Here is a 15,843-nt window from a genome sequence, read left to right on the forward strand (position 1 = left end):
GACAGCCACGGCCCGTCCTTGGGCGCCGCGACTAGGTTCGGCGCATGACCAGCGAGCCGTGTGTGATCACCGGCGATGCCGCACGCGTGGAGACCGCCGTGCGCGGGACCGGGTCACCCGTGCTCGTGTTGCACGGGTCACCCGGGGGGATCGACGCCGCCGAGGTCATGAGCCGGTTCTTGCCCGAGGACCGGTTCCGCAGCGTGCTCCTGTCGCGACCGGGCTACCTCGGCACACCGATCGACCCCGAGCACGCGTCCATCGACGACGAGGCGGACCTGCTGGCGTCGGTGCTCGACGGGCTGGGCATCGACCGCGTCGGCGTGCTCGCCTGGTCCGGTGGCGGACCCGCCGCGTTCCGTCTGGCCGTCCGACACCCGGACCGCGTCACCGCGATCGTCGCGGCGTCGGCGGTCAGCGGTCGGTGGGTGCCGTCGCGCACCGGGCCGGGGGAGTACCTCGTCGCCCACACGGCCCTCGGTGCCAGTCTGTCGGGCTGGGCGGCCCGGCACCTGCCGCGGGCCGTCGTCGGGGGTGCAGTCTCCGGCGTCAGCCGCCTGCGCGGACGCCGACTCAAGGACCACGTCGAGGGCGTGCTCGACGACGCCGACCGCCGCGCCTTCCTGCTCGACATGGCGGCCACGGGCAACAGCTCCGGGGCGCACCGCGCCGGGTGGGAGAACGACGTCCGGACCTTCGCGGCGATCGGGTCGCTGCAGCTCGACCGGGTCACCGCTCCCGTGCTCGTGCTGCACGGCGACGCGGACACCGAGGTCGACGTGTCACACAGCACCCGTGCGGCTAGCGAGGTCCCGGACGCCGAACTCGTGCTGCTGCCGGGCGGCACGCACTTCGCGCTGTGGGACCACGTCGACGCCGCTGCCGTGCAGGCCCGCGCGGTCGAGCACCTCGCTCGCTGAGGTCCCGCGCGGCCGCAGCCCGTCCCGTTGGCGGTCTGTCGTTCCCTGTGACGCACCGCAGGAAACGGGGTCACTTCCCCAGCCAGGACCCGGTCCGTGACCAATACGTTATCTTTCCGTGTCCCCCTCCCCGAGGCGGTGACCCGAACCCGGAAGGAACCATGGGACGCCACGCTCTGCCCGCTGCAGCCGACGACCGCCGGTCAGCACCCGCTCCGTCCCCCTCCCCTTCCCCCGCTGCGACACCCCGCTCCCGCGGACGCCGTGCCGCATCAGGGCCGGCGCTCGCCCGTTCGAGCTACGTCGAGCACGAGCAGCCCGCCCGCGTGGTCGCGCTGCACCCGGTCCGCTCCACAGCCGCGACCACGCCCCCGGCCGGCGGACAGAAGGCCGGCGCAGCGAAGGCCGGCGCAGCGACGGCCGGCGCAGCCTTCCTCTCGCGCACCGGGTCCCTCCGCGCCGAGCGCGCCCTCGACCCCCGCCACGTCCGTCGTGCGGCGAACGCCAAGCGCGCCGCGCTGATCCTCGCGCCAGCCCTGGCGTTCACCTCCGCGCTCACCCTCTCGATGCCCGCGAACGCGGCGACCCCCGAGCCGACGGCTCCGCGGCTCAGCACGACGTCCGAGCAGCTCCAGACCTACACGGTCGCGCACGACGTCGAGATCCCGGTCACGTCGACCGACAGCATGACGGCGACCACGACGACTACCGTCGTGTCCTACCCGACGCTCGTCACCCGCTTCGGCGTCACCACCGCCCAGGCCGAGTCCGCGATCTCCGCGGCGCTCTCCGCCGGCGGCGACCGGGCGACGGTCCTCGAGACCGCGCTGCAGTACCTGGGCGACCCGTACGTCGAGGGCGGCGCGAGCCACGCGGGCATCGACTGCTCGGGCCTGACGATGGTCGCGTACCAGGCGGTCGGCATCCAGCTCGTGCACTACGTCCCCACGCAGGACGCCGCCGCGACCACCATCCCCGACTCCGAGGCGAAGCCGGGCGACATGGTCGTCTACGACAACGAGGACCACGTCGGCCTGTACCTCGGCGATGGCCTCGTGCTGCAGGCCCCGCACCCTGGCGAGGTCGTCGACATCGTGCCGATGTACTCGGCCGCGCACCACTTCGCACGACTGCTGCCCGCCGGCTCCTGACGCCGGACGCCCGCGCCCTGCAGCGCGTCCCGTATCCTGGAGTGATGGCCACCGAGACCCGCACCCCGTTCGAGGAACAGCAGGCCGCCCGCTCGGCCCGCCCGCAGGTGCGCCCGCGGACCGAGGGCTGGACCCAGGCCACCGACGGCGAGGGCCGCCCGCTCCTGCAGTTCGCCTCGCCCAAGCGCGGCAAGCCCCCGGAGCACCTCGCGGACCTCACCGTCGCCGAGCGCGAGGCCAAGGTCAAGGAACTCGGCCTGCCCGGCTTCCGTGCCAAGCAGCTGTCGACCCACTACTTCACGCACTACACGTCCGACCCCGAGCAGATGACCGACCTGCCGGCGGCCCAGCGCGACCAACTCGTCGCGGGCATGCTCCCGCCCCTCCTGACCGAGACCCGTCGTCTCGCGACGGACAAGGGCGACACGATCAAGTTCCTCTGGAAGCTGCACGACGGCGCCCTGGTCGAGTCCGTGCTCATGCGCTATCCCGGACGCATCACGCTCTGCGTCTCGTCCCAGGCGGGGTGCGGCATGAACTGCCCGTTCTGCGCCACCGGGCAGCAGGGGCTGACGCGCAACATGTCCACCGCCGAGATCATCGAGCAGATCGTCCGTGCCAACGCGGCCATCGCGGCGGGGGAGCTCGGGGGCGATCCGCGCAAGGGCGGCAAGGACCGTGTCGACGCCGAGCGGGTGACGAACATCGTGTTCATGGGCATGGGGGAGCCCCTGGCGAACTACAAACGCGTGATGGATGCCGTCCGCACCATGGTGGCCCCGCAGCCGCACGGCCTGGGGATGAGCGCGCGTGGCATCACCGTGTCGACCGTGGGGCTCGTGCCCGCCATCAACAAGCTCGCTGACGAGGGCATCCCGATCACCTTCGCGCTGTCGCTGCACGCGCCGGATGACGAACTTCGCGACGAGCTCATCCCGGTGAACTCGAAGTGGAAGGCGGACGAGGCGATCGACGCCGCCCACAACTACTACGTCAAGACCGGCCGACGGGTCTCGATCGAGTACGCGCTCATCAAGGACATGAACGACCACGCCTGGCGCGCCGACCTGCTCGCCGAGAAGCTCAACAAGCGCGGCAAGGGCTGGGTCCACGTCAACCCGATCCCGCTCAACCCGACGCCGGGTTCGGTGTGGACGTCATCAGAGGTGCACGTGCAGGACGAGTTCGTCCGTCGGCTCAACGCCGCGGGCATCCCGACCACGCTGCGCGACACCCGCGGCAAGGAGATCGACGGCGCCTGCGGTCAGCTCGCGGCGGCTGAGTAGACACGGCGTCCGTCACGGACAGGAGGCACGGTGCGGGTCCGCACCGTGCCTCCCGTCGTTCCCGGGGTCGCCCCGGCACGCCGCGGACCGGCCAGTTCCCCGTCACCGCAGGGATGCACGGCGTTCACCCGGATGCGACACGCCCGGGAGGAACCACGGTTGGCGGGCCCCCTGGGCCCTGTGTAAAGTAATCACTCGTTGCCGCTGAGGCGGAGAACGGAACGGCCGAGACGGTCACGGGGTGCAAATTCCGAGTCGCAGTCCGGACGGGGTCCCGCTCAGGCAACCAGCTCCGGGGTTCGTCTCCGGTGGCACACCAAGAACGAATGCCTCTCTGGCGGAACCTCTGACGGGGTCGAGCGGGGAGTGCGTCTGGTCCTTGAGAACTCAACAGCGTGCACATTGTCAATGCCAATTTATTGACCTCGTAGCTTCGTGTTCACTCTTTATCGGGGTGCGCATGGAGTTTCGGAGACAATTCCTTTTGGATTGAAGATTGTCAGTAGACAGTCAACAGTCAGAATCAACTCGCTGGCACTTCGGTGTTGGTTGTAATTTTTTACGGAGAGTTTGATCCTGGCTCAGGACGAACGCTGGCGGCGTGCTTAACACATGCAAGTCGAACGATGATGCCCAGCTTGCTGGGTTGATTAGTGGCGAACGGGTGAGTAACACGTGAGTAACCTGCCCCTGACTCTGGGATAAGCGTTGGAAACGACGTCTAATACTGGATATGATCGCCGGCCGCATGGTCTGGTGGTGGAAAGATTTTTTGGTTGGGGATGGACTCGCGGCCTATCAGCTTGTTGGTGAGGTAATGGCTCACCAAGGCGACGACGGGTAGCCGGCCTGAGAGGGTGACCGGCCACACTGGGACTGAGACACGGCCCAGACTCCTACGGGAGGCAGCAGTGGGGAATATTGCACAATGGGCGAAAGCCTGATGCAGCAACGCCGCGTGAGGGATGACGGCCTTCGGGTTGTAAACCTCTTTTAGTAGGGAAGAAGCGAAAGTGACGGTACCTGCAGAAAAAGCACCGGCTAACTACGTGCCAGCAGCCGCGGTAATACGTAGGGTGCAAGCGTTGTCCGGAATTATTGGGCGTAAAGAGCTCGTAGGCGGTTTGTCGCGTCTGCTGTGAAATCCCGAGGCTCAACCTCGGGCTTGCAGTGGGTACGGGCAGACTAGAGTGCGGTAGGGGAGATTGGAATTCCTGGTGTAGCGGTGGAATGCGCAGATATCAGGAGGAACACCGATGGCGAAGGCAGATCTCTGGGCCGTAACTGACGCTGAGGAGCGAAAGCATGGGGAGCGAACAGGATTAGATACCCTGGTAGTCCATGCCGTAAACGTTGGGCGCTAGATGTAGGGACCTTTCCACGGTTTCTGTGTCGTAGCTAACGCATTAAGCGCCCCGCCTGGGGAGTACGGCCGCAAGGCTAAAACTCAAAGGAATTGACGGGGGCCCGCACAAGCGGCGGAGCATGCGGATTAATTCGATGCAACGCGAAGAACCTTACCAAGGCTTGACATACACCGGAAACGGCCAGAGATGGTCGCCCCCTTGTGGTCGGTGTACAGGTGGTGCATGGTTGTCGTCAGCTCGTGTCGTGAGATGTTGGGTTAAGTCCCGCAACGAGCGCAACCCTCGTTCTATGTTGCCAGCGGGTTATGCCGGGGACTCATAGGAGACTGCCGGGGTCAACTCGGAGGAAGGTGGGGATGACGTCAAATCATCATGCCCCTTATGTCTTGGGCTTCACGCATGCTACAATGGCCGGTACAAAGGGCTGCGATACCGTAAGGTGGAGCGAATCCCAAAAAGCCGGTCTCAGTTCGGATTGAGGTCTGCAACTCGACCTCATGAAGTCGGAGTCGCTAGTAATCGCAGATCAGCAACGCTGCGGTGAATACGTTCCCGGGCCTTGTACACACCGCCCGTCAAGTCATGAAAGTCGGTAACACCCGAAGCCGGTGGCCTAACCCTTGTGGAAGGAGCCGTCGAAGGTGGGATCGGTGATTAGGACTAAGTCGTAACAAGGTAGCCGTACCGGAAGGTGCGGCTGGATCACCTCCTTTCTAAGGAGCATCTGGTCAGTGCTGTCCGCCCGTACGGGTGGATGGTGGCTGGTCCAGGCGCCCGATTCGGACCGACCGTGTCCGACGGGTAGCTCATGGGTGGAACATTGACAGTGCAGTGGGGGCTGATGCTTCCGACTCCAGTACGCCGCGCCTTCGGGTGTGGTTGGGACGGGTCGGGGTGGAGGGTCCTGCTGGTGCACGTTGTTGGGTCCTGAGGGACCAGGCTGCTGGTGACCTTCGGGTTGCCGGGGTTGGGCCGCACGGGTCGTGATGATCTGTGGGGGTCCTTCGATGGGCCACATGAAGCCGGCAGGTTCTGCTGGGGGAGTGTGGTGCCGATCGTATGTTGAGAACTACACAGTGGACGCGAGCATCTTAGATCGCTCGCCAGCATGCTCACCTTTCGGGGTGGGTGTGGTTGACGAGTCGATCGCAATTTTAATCTTTGTGGTCAAGTTTCTAAGAGCAAACGGTGGATGCCTTGGCATCTGGAGCCGAAGAAGGACGTAGAAATCTGCGATAAGCCTCGGGGAGCTGATAATCGAGCTGTGAGCCGAGGATTTCCGAATGGGGAAACCCCGCCAGGCGCTTTTGTGACCTGGTGACTCCCGCCTGAATATATAGGGCGGGTAGAGGGAACGTGGGGAAGTGAAACATCTCAGTACCCACAGGAAGAGAAAACAACATGTGATTCCGTGAGTAGTGGCGAGCGAAAGCGGATGAGGCTAAACCGATCATGTGTGATAGCCGGCGGGCGTTGCATGGTCGGGGTTGTGGGACACGTCGCTCAGTTCTGCCGGACTGGGGCGGTTACAGCGCATCATAGTCGAACCGGTTTGAAAGCCGGGCCGTAGTGGGTGCCAGCCCCGTAGACGAAATGGTGTTATGGCCGGATGTGTATCCCAAGTAGCACGGGGCCCGAGAAATCCCGTGTGAATCTGTCAGGACCACCTGATAAGCCTAAATACTCCCAGATGACCGATAGCGGACAAGTACCGTGAGGGAAAGGTGAAAAGTACCCCGGGAGGGGAGTGAAATAGTACCTGAAACCGTTTGCTTACAAACCGTCGGAGCACCCTTGTTGGTGTGACGGCGTGCCTTTTGAAGAATGAGCCTGCGAGTTAGTGATATGTGGCGAGGTTAACCCGTGTGGGGCAGCCGTAGCGAAAGCGAGTCTGAATAGGGCGATTGAGTCGCATGTCCTAGACCCGAAGCGAAGTGATCTATCCATGGCCAGGTTGAAGCGACGGTAAGACGTCGTGGAGGACCGAACCCACTTCAGTTGAAAATGGAGGGGATGAGCTGTGGATAGGGGTGAAAGGCCAATCAAACTTCGTGATAGCTGGTTCTCTCCGAAATGCATTTAGGTGCAGCGTTGCGTGTTTCTCGCCGGAGGTAGAGCTACTGGATGGCCGATGGGCCTCAACAGGTTACTGACGTCAGCCAAACTCCGAATGCCGGTGAGTGAGAGCGCAGCAGTGAGACGGTGGGGGATAAGCTTCATCGTCGAGAGGGAAACAACCCAGACTACCAACTAAGGTCCCTAAGCGTGTGCTAAGTGGGAAAGGATGTGGAGTTGCACAGACAACCAGGAGGTTGGCTTAGAAGCAGCCACCCTTGAAAGAGTGCGTAATAGCTCACTGGTCAAGTGATTCCGCGCCGACAATGTAACGGGGCTCAAGCACACCACCGAAGTTGTAGATTTCGCACACTAGACAAGCCTTCGTGGTTCAGTCGTGCGGAGTGGTAGGAGAGCGTCGTGTGGCGAGTGAAGCGGCGGAGTGATCCAGCCGTGGACGCTACACGAGTGAGAATGCAGGCATGAGTAGCGAAAGACGGGTGAGAAACCCGTCCTCCGAAAGACCAAGGGTTCCAGGGCCAGGTTAATCCGCCCTGGGTAAGTCGGGACCTAAGGCGAGGCCGACAGGCGTAGTCGATGGACAACGGGTTGATATTCCCGTACCGGCGAACAACCGCCCAAGCTAATCCAGTGGTGCTAAGAGTCCTAACCCGGTATGTCCGGATCCCTTCGGGGTGATGGTGACCGGTCTAACGCTCGACCCCATGCTGGTGCGGTTAGCGTATGAACAGGTGTGACGCAGGAAGGTAGCTGAGCCAGGCGATGGTATCCGTAAGGTGAACCTGGTGTAAGGATGTAGGGCTGACGATAGGCAAATCCGTCGTCTGTATGCCTGAGATCCGACGCGTACCCGTGAGGGGAAATCAGTGATCCTATGCTGCCGAGAAAAGCATCGACGCGAGGTTGCAGCCGCCCGTACCCGAAACCGACTCAGGTGGTCAGGTAGAGAATACCAAGGAGATCGAGAGAATCGTGGTTAAGGAACTCGGCAAAATGCCCCCGTAACTTCGGGAGAAGGGGGCCGGACACGTGACCGGATTTACTCCGTGAGCGTTGAAGGCCGCAGAGACCAGTGGGAAGCGACTGTTTACTAAAAACACAGGTCCGTGCGAAGTCGCAAGACGATGTATACGGACTGACGCCTGCCCGGTGCTGGAAGGTTAAGAGGAGGGGTTAGCCTTTGGGCGAAGCTCTGAATTTAAGCCCCAGTAAACGGCGGTGGTAACTATAACCATCCTAAGGTAGCGAAATTCCTTGTCGGGTAAGTTCCGACCTGCACGAATGGCGTAACGACTTCCCAGCTGTCTCAACCGCGAACTCGGCGAAATTGCACTACGAGTAAAGATGCTCGTTACGCGCAGCAGGACGGAAAGACCCCGTGACCTTTACTACAGTTTGGTATTGGTGTTCGGAGTGGCTTGTGTAGGATAGGTGGGAGACTGTGAAGCGGGCACGCTAGTGTTCGTGGAGTCATTGTTGAAATACCACTCTGGTCACTTTGGATGTCTAACGTAGGACCCTGATCGGGTTCATGGACAGTGCCTGATGGGTAGTTTAACTGGGGCGGTTGCCTCCCAAAGAGTAACGGAGGCGCCCAAAGGTTCCCTCAACCTGGTTGGCAATCAGGTGGCGAGTGTAAGTGCACAAGGGAGCTTGACTGTGAGACTGACAGGTCGAGCAGGGACGAAAGTCGGGACTAGTGATCCGGCAGTGGCTTGTGGAAGCGCTGTCGCTCAACGGATAAAAGGTACCTCGGGGATAACAGGCTGATCTTGCCCAAGAGTCCATATCGACGGCATGGTTTGGCACCTCGATGTCGGCTCGTCGCATCCTGGGGCTGGAGTAGGTCCCAAGGGTTGGGCTGTTCGCCCATTAAAGCGGTACGCGAGCTGGGTTTAGAACGTCGTGAGACAGTTCGGTCCCTATCCGCTGCGCGCGTTGGAAATTTGAGAAGATCTATCCCTAGTACGAGAGGACCGGGATGGACGAACCTCTGGTGTGTCAGTTGTTCTGCCAAGGGCACCGCTGATTAGCTACGTTCGGACCGGATAACCGCTGAAAGCATCTAAGCGGGAAGCCGTCTTCGAGATGAGATTTCCATGCACCTTGAGTGTGAGAGGCTCCCAGCAGACTACTGGGTTGATAGGCCGGATGTGGAAGCGGGGACTAACGACCCGTGGAGCTGACCGGTACTAATAAGCCGAAGACTTGACAACACAATTATTTCCCGCACTTCGGTGCGGGGCTCGCGTCCACTTTGTGGTTCCCGACAGATGATCGGGAACATGAGAACTGAATACCGCGCTGCTCTGAGAAGAGCACTAGCGGGACAGCTTTCTTGATCCATTGGGTCAAGTCGAAGGTGTTCCGGTGGTCATAGCGAGAGGGAAACGCCCGGTCACATTCCGAACCCGGAAGCTAAGCCTCTCAGCGCCGATGGTACTGCAAGGGGGACCTTGTGGGAGAGTAGGACGCCGCCGGACTCAACGTTGGTAACACCAGGGAACCCCTGACCAGTACTGGTCAGGGGTTTTCTGCATTCACCGGACGGTTGCCGCCGGCGTCGATCAGCCAGCCACGAGCCTCCAGTCCGTCATTCGTCGTTGGCGAGGCCGTGTACCTCGATGATCGCGAAGGCGGCGGTCGCGGCCCCGATGCGTCCCGCCAGCTGCTCCGCATCCCTGTGGAACGACATGCGATCCGTTTCGTCCGTCCAGCCGGTCTCTGATGAGGAGCTGCGCTCCCATCGGTCGAACCACGCTCGCAGATCCGCCACGAGATCGTCGGGGAGTGCGAGCTCCCAGGGCTCGAGGGGGCCGTCAGGACCCCAGAGCGGCCATGCCACCCCGTACTCGGGCATCAGGCGGATGGTGATGCGCTCTGCCGGGTGCGTCGCAGGACGGCGCATGAGGCGGGCGTTCTTGCGGCGCTCTGCGTGATCGAGTTCTCCGGCGCGCGCCGTTGCAGTCGGGTCGGTCTCGATCGCTGTGAAGCGCCAGGTGAACGGCGAGGAGTCGTCCTCGGCTTCATCCGGGAAGAGGTCAGGCTCGTCAGTGATCGGCCAGAGCGACTGCACCGTGAAGGTCTCGTCGCTGGAGGGATCCCGGAACAGCCCGCCACCGTGCGACCATCGCGGCGTGTTCGACACCCGCACGAGTCGGCGACCGGTGTGCGCCATCGTTCCGGTGTGCCATGAGCGTGAGAAGTGCACGACGGCTTGGACCTCGGGGGCGTCGCTGTCGGGCCAGGGCATCACCTGGAGCAGACGCGTGCGCATCCGGCGATCGTACGCCGGGGCTGGATCAGTCGCTGGCCGTCGTGACCTGGTTCGAGTGCGACTCAGGCGCTTCGTCGTCGCGCCGGGGAGCGCGCAGCCGCAGGGTCGCGCCGAGTCCGATCACGAGGAAGCCGGCGGCCGAGAACGATGCGGCGCGGGTGCCGTCCGAGAAGGCGACGGCCGCGGCGTCGCGGGTGTCTCCGGTGAGTGACCCGATCGCACCGCCCGAGGACTGCACGACGGCGTCAGCGACCTTCGATGCCGCGGTTGCGGGTGCGCCGGCGTCCTGCAGGCGGTGCTCGAGGACGGTGCCCGTGGAGGTGAAGAGGACGGTGCCGAGGACCGCGATGCCGAGTGCCGAACCGATCTGGCGGGCAGTGCTCTGGGCACCGGAGGCCTCGCCGCTGCGTTGGACGGGGACGTCTTGCAGCACGACGCCGGTCAGCTGCGCGGTCGCGAGTCCGACACCGAAGCCGTAGACGAACAGGCAGGGGACGATCGCCCACCACGCTGTCGTGGCGCTGATGACGAAGCCGATCGCCGCGACACCGACGATCTCGGCGCCGATGCCCATCCGCACGATGGGCAGGGCTCCGATGCGCTGGCCGACGGTCGCGGCGAACCCGCTCGCGACGAACGAGCCGATGGCCAGGGCCAGCAGGACGAACCCGGTCTGCAGCGCCGAGTAGCCGAGGACGTTCTGGAGCCAGAGCGGGAGCGACAGGATGATGCCGAACTCGCCGAGCGACACGATGAGCGCGGCGATGGAGCCGTTGCGGAACGAGCCGATGCGGAACAGGTCGAGGGCGATGAGCGCCGAGCGGCCAGAGCGCTGGCGGCGGAGGGACCAGCGGACGAACGCCACACCAGCCACGACGGCGACCAGGAACGCGATCGGGATCGGCGAGATGCCCCTCGACCAGGACCAGTCGCCGATGGTCAGCGGCGTCGACGACGGCGTCCACCAGCCGTAGGTGCGGCCCTCGATGAGGCCGAAGACCAGGGTGGCGCTCGCGACGACGGAGAGCACCGCCCCGACGACGTCGATGCGGCCCGCGTGCTCGGCGTCCTTCGACTCCTGCACGGCGTACACGAGCCCGATCAGGATGACGGCGACGATCGGCACGTTGATGCCGAAGGCCCAGCGCCACGAGAAGTCGGTCGTCAGCCAGCCACCGAGCAGCGGACCCACCGCCACCATGCCCCCGATCGTCGATCCCCAGACGGCGAAGGCGATGCCACGCTCGCGGCCGGTGAACGTCGCGTTGAGGATCGACAGCGTGGTCGGCAGGACCATGGCGCCGCCGATGCCCTGCACGATGCGCGAGACCACGAGCAGGTCGCCCGTGGGGGAAAGCGCAGCGAGGACCGACGCGACCGCGAAGACGATCACTCCCGTGGCCAGCAGACGACGGCGGCCGTAGCGGTCAGCAAGGGCGCCGAACACCAGGAGCAGGGCGGCGAACACCAGCGTGTAGCTCTCCTGCACCCACTGCACGAGCGTCGAACCGATGTCGAGGTCGGCGACGATGCTCGGGATCGCCACGTTCACGATGGTCGAGTCGACGATGATCAGCGCGACGGCGAGGCTGATCACGACGAGGCCGATCCAGCGACGGCGATCGGGTGCGGATGTGGTGCTCACGGTGGCGTCCTCCCAGGTGTTCAGCATGCTGACGATATGACGGTACACCCCTGGTGAGGTGGAGGCGTCTGGGAGCGATCCGCTGCCACCCGGTAGAACGGAGGGGTGAAGGTCGTCGGAGTGCAGCAGTTCGGAGGGCCCGAGGCCCTCGCCGTCCACGAGGTCCCGGAGCCGCACGCGGGAGCCGGCTCCGTCCGGATCCGCGTGCAGGCGTTCGCGGTGAACCCCACCGACACGGGCGTCCGCGCGGGGGAGCGCGACAGCTCGCAGGCCTCGGCACCGTACGTACCCGGCATGGACGCGGCCGGGGTCATCGACGAGGTCGGTCCCGACGTGTCCGGCTGGCAGGTCGGGGACGCGGTGATGGCCATGGCGCTGCCGCTCAGCACGCACGGCGGCGCCTACGTCGAGGAGCTCGTCGCCCCGGTCGGTTCGTTCACCCACATCCCGAAGGACACCTCGATCGAGCTCGCTTCGACCGTGCCGATGAACGGGCTCACGGCGATCCGCATCCTCGAGCTCGCGGGTGTGCCGCGCGGTGGGACCCTCGCCGTCACGGGCGCCGCGGGCCTGCTCGGCAACTACCTGGTGCAGCTCGCGATTGCGGAGGGCATCACGGTCATCGCCGACGCCGCACCCAAGGACGAGGCGCTCGTGCGCTCGCTGGGGCCGGACCACATCGTGCCGCGTGGGGACGGGTTCGCGGACGCCGTGCGGGCGATCGTGCCCGAGGGCGTCGACGCACTCGCCGACGCCGCCGTGCAGCGCGACGTCGTGGTACCCGCCGTGCGCGACGGCGGTACGTTCATCGACGTGCGGGGCTGGGAGGGCAACGACGCCGAGGGCGTCCGGTTCGAGCAGGTGATGGTGTTCGGGGAGTACCGCTCGTTCGACAAGCTCGAGCGGCTGCGGCACGCGGTCGAGGGCGGCACGATCACGCCGCGGGTGGCCGAGGCGCTGCCGGCGTCCCGCGCGTCCGAGGCGCACGAGCGCCTCGAGGCCGGTGGGACGCGGGGACGGTTCGTGCTGACCTGGTGACGCTCGGGGGATCGGCATGACACTCGGCAGGGCGCGAAGGGATGCGCCACGCGTGATCCGACGACGGATGCACCGATGACTCGGCACGTGCCGTGGGATCCCTGGCCCGACCCGCGGTGGGATGCGCTCGTCATCGTCGGGGCCCTGGTCGTCGAGGTCCCGGTCGGCTGGACGGCATCGACGACGGCGAGCGGCGTGCGGCTCGACCGTGCGGACGGCGCGGTGTCGATCGGTCTCCGAGCGACGTCCCAGTCGCCCGTCGACGACGCTCGTCGGGTGCTCGTAGCAGGGTCAGAGGCCGTGCTGCTGGAAGCTGCGACCGACCGGATCCTGCTGGCGCTGCCGGAGCCCGACGACGTGGTCGTGCGCGAGTACCGGTTCGCCGACATCGCTGACGAGCGCATCCGGATCGACGTGCAGTGCTCCGTGCGGGACTGGCCCGCGACGTCCGAGCTCGTCGACGGCATGCTCGAGTCCCGGTGGTGCACGCTGGACACCGATGCCCCGGTCGGCCTGCCGGAGATGGTGCCCGACGGCGACACGGGGCCGGTGCTGCGATGGCGGACGGATGCCGGCGTGCTCGACCACCTCGTGCGCTTCCGGGACCGCGGCGTGGTGCCGGGCTCCGCTCGACATGCTGCGGCCGGCCGTTCCGCGCGAGAGCACGGACTGGTCGGCCGGTTCGGCGGTGTGACGGACAAGGGCGACGAGCTGGTCGGTCCGGTCCTGGAGAACGACGCGGTGCTCGCCGTCGAGCGCGACGACCCGGCGCACCCGGACGTCGTCAGCCGCTGGTCGTGCTGGGTGCAGGGCCGGCGATACGTGGTGCGGGCGGAGCAGCCGGACGGCTCGACGATGCTCGGGGTCGTGGACGTCGGTGCCGTCGCGGGGCACCTGCTGGCATGGCTGTCCCCGGATCCAGCGGTCTCGATCGCCGGCGCGGACACGGTGACGATCTCGTCCGCGCAGTTCGAGGACCGCTCCGGTCCGTGCCCGAGTGACGTCGCCTGGTTCCGGGCAGCGTGGACGGCTCCGACCTGGCAGTCCGTGCGCGCTTGGAGCCACGCGGCGCGCTCGGGGTTCGGGTGGCTGGGGATCGACGGTGTCGGCGTCGCGACGTGGAGCCGGGAGGGCGACAGCATCACGCTGCGTCCCGAACGCCTGACCACCCTGCTCCGCCAGGTCATCACCACGACGAACGGGCTGGACCGGGCAGCCGTTCGGGGCTGACAGGCCTCAGCGCAGCAGGCCGAGCTCCATCGCGCGAGTCACCGCACGGGTGCGGTCGTTGACGCCGAGCTTCTCGAACACGTGGCCGAGGTGCGTCTTCACGGTGGTCTCGCTGAGGAACAGGGCGCGGCCGATCGCGGGGTTGCTGTTGCCCTGCGCGACGAGTCGGAGGACGTCGAGCTCGCGCGGGGTCAACGACGGCCCGGTCGGCACCGACCCCGTGGCGCGGCGGACCAGGGCAGCAGCGGCCGAGGGGGCGAGTGCGGTCTCCCCACGCGCGGTGGCCCGGACGCCGGCGAGGATCTCGGACTCGGGCGCCGCCTTGAGCAGGTAGCCGGTGGCGCCCGCTTCGATGGCGGCGAGGATCTGGTCGTCGGACTCGTAGGTGGTCAGGATGAGCACGCGGACGCCCGGATCGACCCCGAGGATCTCGGCCGTCGCCGCGGCGCCGTCGAGCAGCGGCATCCGCAGGTCCATGAGCACGACGTCCGGACGCTCGGCGAGCGTGACCGAGACCGCCGCGGCACCGTCGCTGGCCTGGCCGACGACCTGGACGTCGTCGGCGTCCTGCAACAGCGCGACGATGCCGGATCGGACGATCGGGTGGTCGTCGGCGACCACCACGCGGATCACGGGGTCACCTGCGGCACGGGGCGTCCGGCCGACAGCGGGGCGGACGGGAGGGCCGGTGCGGGTGCCGACGGCAGGGTCGCCTGGACGACGGTGCCGGTTCCGGGAGCGCTGGTGATCCGGCAGGTACCGCCCGCCAGTGCGAGGCGGTCGCGGAGCCCCCGGAGCCCGTGACCCGCAGCCGGGAGCGACGGGTCGAAGCCGACGCCGTCGTCCTGCACCGACAGGACCGTCTGTTCGGGGGTGTGGTGCAGCGCGAGGTGCACCGTGGTGGCACGGGCGTGGGCGCGGACGTTGCCCAGGGCCTCCTGTGCCACGCGGAGCAGCACCACCTGTGCATCGCGGTCGAGCGCGCAGTCGGGCGCGTCGACGGTGACGGCCGTGCCGGTCTCGCGCGTGTGTCGTTCGCCGAGCCGGTGGAGTGCCCCGCCGAGGCTGTCGCGGGGGACCCCGGCCGCGCCGGCAGCGATGAGCGCGCGGGACTCTTCGAGGGCGGCACGTGCGGACTCTTCGAGCACGACCAGGCGTTCCTCGAGGGCGTCGGTGCGGTGCCCGGCGAGGTCGCTCTGCGCCCGCTCGGTGAGCATGACGATGCCGGCGAGGTTCTGCGCGACGGTGTCGTGGATCTCGCGCGCCAGACGCTCGCGTTCGCTGGTCACACCGGCGTGCCGGTTCGCCTCGGCCAGGGACGCTTGGGTTGCCCGGAGTTCGTCGATCAGCTGGCGGCGCTCGTCGGACAGGTGCGCGATCCGGGTGATCCAGAGGCCGAGCGCGCAGGCACCCGCCACGCTGACCCCCTCGATCAACAGGGTGCCCACGAGTTCGTCCGGGCCGGAGGCGATCTGCAGCCCGACCCCGGACGCGATGCCGATCAGCACCGAGACCGCGACCGAGGTGCGGAGCCGGTCGAGTTGGCACCAGGCGACCGGGAACAGGATGCTTTGCACGAACGCGGTGCTCGGCACGACTGCGGGGAGCACCAGGGCAGCGACGACGAGCAGCGGCACGAAGGCGGCAGCGGCACGCGGGTTGACGTACCCGCGCCAGCCGTACGACGCGTACGCCACCGCGAGGACGCCGAGCATCGCGAACGCCGGCCAGCGGGTCGACCACGGCGACCACCCGAGCAGTGCGATGACCGCGACGAGGACCACCGTGACGGCGAACGCCACGTGGAGGCCCCAGTTCCGGTCGGCGGTGGAGGTGTCCATGCCGACAGCATC

Annotated in this window: 9 protein-coding genes and 3 rRNA genes; 8 read left to right on the top strand and 4 right to left on the bottom strand. The window is 66.1% G+C overall.

Annotation, left to right across the window (positions count from 1 at the left end):
- Positions 1–44 precede the first annotated feature (44 nt).
- The 6 genes from DEJ13_RS06210 to rrf all read left to right on the top strand — a co-directional run bounded on the left by DEJ13_RS06210 (position 45) and on the right by rrf (position 9,283).
- Positions 45–920: an alpha/beta fold hydrolase gene (locus tag DEJ13_RS06210; protein ID WP_111107046.1), complete on the top strand. Its 876-nt coding sequence runs from the start codon at positions 45–47 to the stop codon at positions 918–920.
- Between the two features lie 161 nt (positions 921–1,081).
- Positions 1,082–2,071 (top strand): C40 family peptidase, encoded by a 990-nt coding sequence (locus tag DEJ13_RS06215; protein ID WP_284158158.1) that lies wholly within the window; start codon positions 1,082–1,084, stop codon positions 2,069–2,071.
- A 44-nt stretch (positions 2,072–2,115) separates the two neighbouring features.
- Positions 2,116–3,357: a dual-specificity RNA methyltransferase RlmN gene (rlmN, locus tag DEJ13_RS06220; protein ID WP_056121653.1), complete on the top strand. Its 1,242-nt coding sequence runs from the start codon at positions 2,116–2,118 to the stop codon at positions 3,355–3,357.
- A gap of 558 nt (positions 3,358–3,915) precedes the next feature.
- Positions 3,916–5,437, top strand: a 16S ribosomal RNA gene (locus DEJ13_RS06225).
- A gap of 452 nt (positions 5,438–5,889) precedes the next feature.
- Positions 5,890–9,016 (top strand): 23S ribosomal RNA (locus DEJ13_RS06230).
- Positions 9,017–9,166: 150 nt separating this feature from the next.
- Positions 9,167–9,283, top strand: a 5S ribosomal RNA gene (gene rrf, locus DEJ13_RS06235).
- The 16S, 23S and 5S rRNA genes sit together here, the layout of an rRNA operon.
- A 110-nt stretch (positions 9,284–9,393) precedes the next feature.
- Here the strand turns inward: rrf and DEJ13_RS06240 are convergent.
- Both DEJ13_RS06240 and DEJ13_RS06245 read right to left on the bottom strand, forming a co-directional pair.
- Positions 9,394–10,077 carry an immunity protein CdiI family protein gene (locus DEJ13_RS06240; protein WP_111108246.1) on the bottom strand — a complete coding sequence of 228 codons (684 nt, stop codon included), beginning with the start codon at positions 10,075–10,077 and terminating at the stop codon, positions 9,394–9,396.
- 25 nt (positions 10,078–10,102) lie between these two features.
- Complete coding sequence (locus DEJ13_RS06245; protein WP_111108247.1) at positions 10,103–11,749, bottom strand: MFS transporter; 1,647 nt, start codon at positions 11,747–11,749, stop codon at positions 10,103–10,105.
- Positions 11,750–11,827: 78 nt separating this feature from the next.
- On the opposite strand from DEJ13_RS06245, the gene DEJ13_RS06250 reads away from it, so the two are divergent.
- Both DEJ13_RS06250 and DEJ13_RS06255 read left to right on the top strand, forming a co-directional pair.
- The gene (locus DEJ13_RS06250) at positions 11,828–12,760 is read left to right on the top strand and encodes an NADP-dependent oxidoreductase (RefSeq protein ID WP_111108248.1); all 933 of its coding nucleotides are present in this window, start codon (positions 11,828–11,830) and stop codon (positions 12,758–12,760) included.
- A 75-nt stretch (positions 12,761–12,835) separates the two neighbouring features.
- A complete protein-coding gene (locus DEJ13_RS06255; protein ID WP_111108249.1) occupies positions 12,836–13,990 on the top strand; it encodes a hypothetical protein in 1,155 nt (384 codons plus the stop codon).
- A 6-nt stretch (positions 13,991–13,996) separates the two neighbouring features.
- Here DEJ13_RS06255 and DEJ13_RS06260 read toward each other — a convergent pair whose 3' ends face one another.
- Both DEJ13_RS06260 and DEJ13_RS06265 read right to left on the bottom strand, forming a co-directional pair.
- A complete protein-coding gene (locus tag DEJ13_RS06260; protein WP_111108250.1) occupies positions 13,997–14,623 on the bottom strand; it encodes a response regulator transcription factor in 627 nt (208 codons plus the stop codon).
- Positions 14,620–15,831 (bottom strand): sensor histidine kinase, encoded by a 1,212-nt coding sequence (locus DEJ13_RS06265; protein WP_181437161.1) that lies wholly within the window; start codon positions 15,829–15,831, stop codon positions 14,620–14,622. Before DEJ13_RS06265 ends, DEJ13_RS06260 begins: the two co-directional genes overlap by 4 nt.
- Between the last annotated feature and the right edge of the window lie 12 nt (positions 15,832–15,843).

Origin of the sequence: Curtobacterium sp. MCLR17_007 (assembly GCF_003234655.2) — a bacterium.
Taxonomy (GTDB): Bacteria; Actinomycetota; Actinomycetes; order Actinomycetales; family Microbacteriaceae; genus Curtobacterium.

Excerpts from the sequence above, each read along its gene's own strand:
- DEJ13_RS06210 (WP_111107046.1), top strand. The coding sequence starts at position 45 with ATGACCAGCGAGCCGTGTGTGATCACCGGCGATGCCGCACGCGTGGAG.
- DEJ13_RS06215 (WP_284158158.1), top strand. The coding sequence starts at position 1,082 with ATGGGACGCCACGCTCTGCCCGCTGCAGCCGACGACCGCCGGTCAGCA.
- rlmN (WP_056121653.1), top strand. The coding sequence starts at position 2,116 with ATGGCCACCGAGACCCGCACCCCGTTCGAGGAACAGCAGGCCGCCCGC.
- DEJ13_RS06240 (WP_111108246.1), bottom strand. The coding sequence starts at position 10,077 with ATGCGCACGCGTCTGCTCCAGGTGATGCCCTGGCCCGACAGCGACGCC.
- DEJ13_RS06245 (WP_111108247.1), bottom strand. The coding sequence starts at position 11,749 with ATGCTGAACACCTGGGAGGACGCCACCGTGAGCACCACATCCGCACCC.
- DEJ13_RS06255 (WP_111108249.1), top strand. The coding sequence starts at position 12,836 with ATGACTCGGCACGTGCCGTGGGATCCCTGGCCCGACCCGCGGTGGGAT.
- DEJ13_RS06265 (WP_181437161.1), bottom strand. The coding sequence starts at position 15,831 with ATGGACACCTCCACCGCCGACCGGAACTGGGGCCTCCACGTGGCGTTC.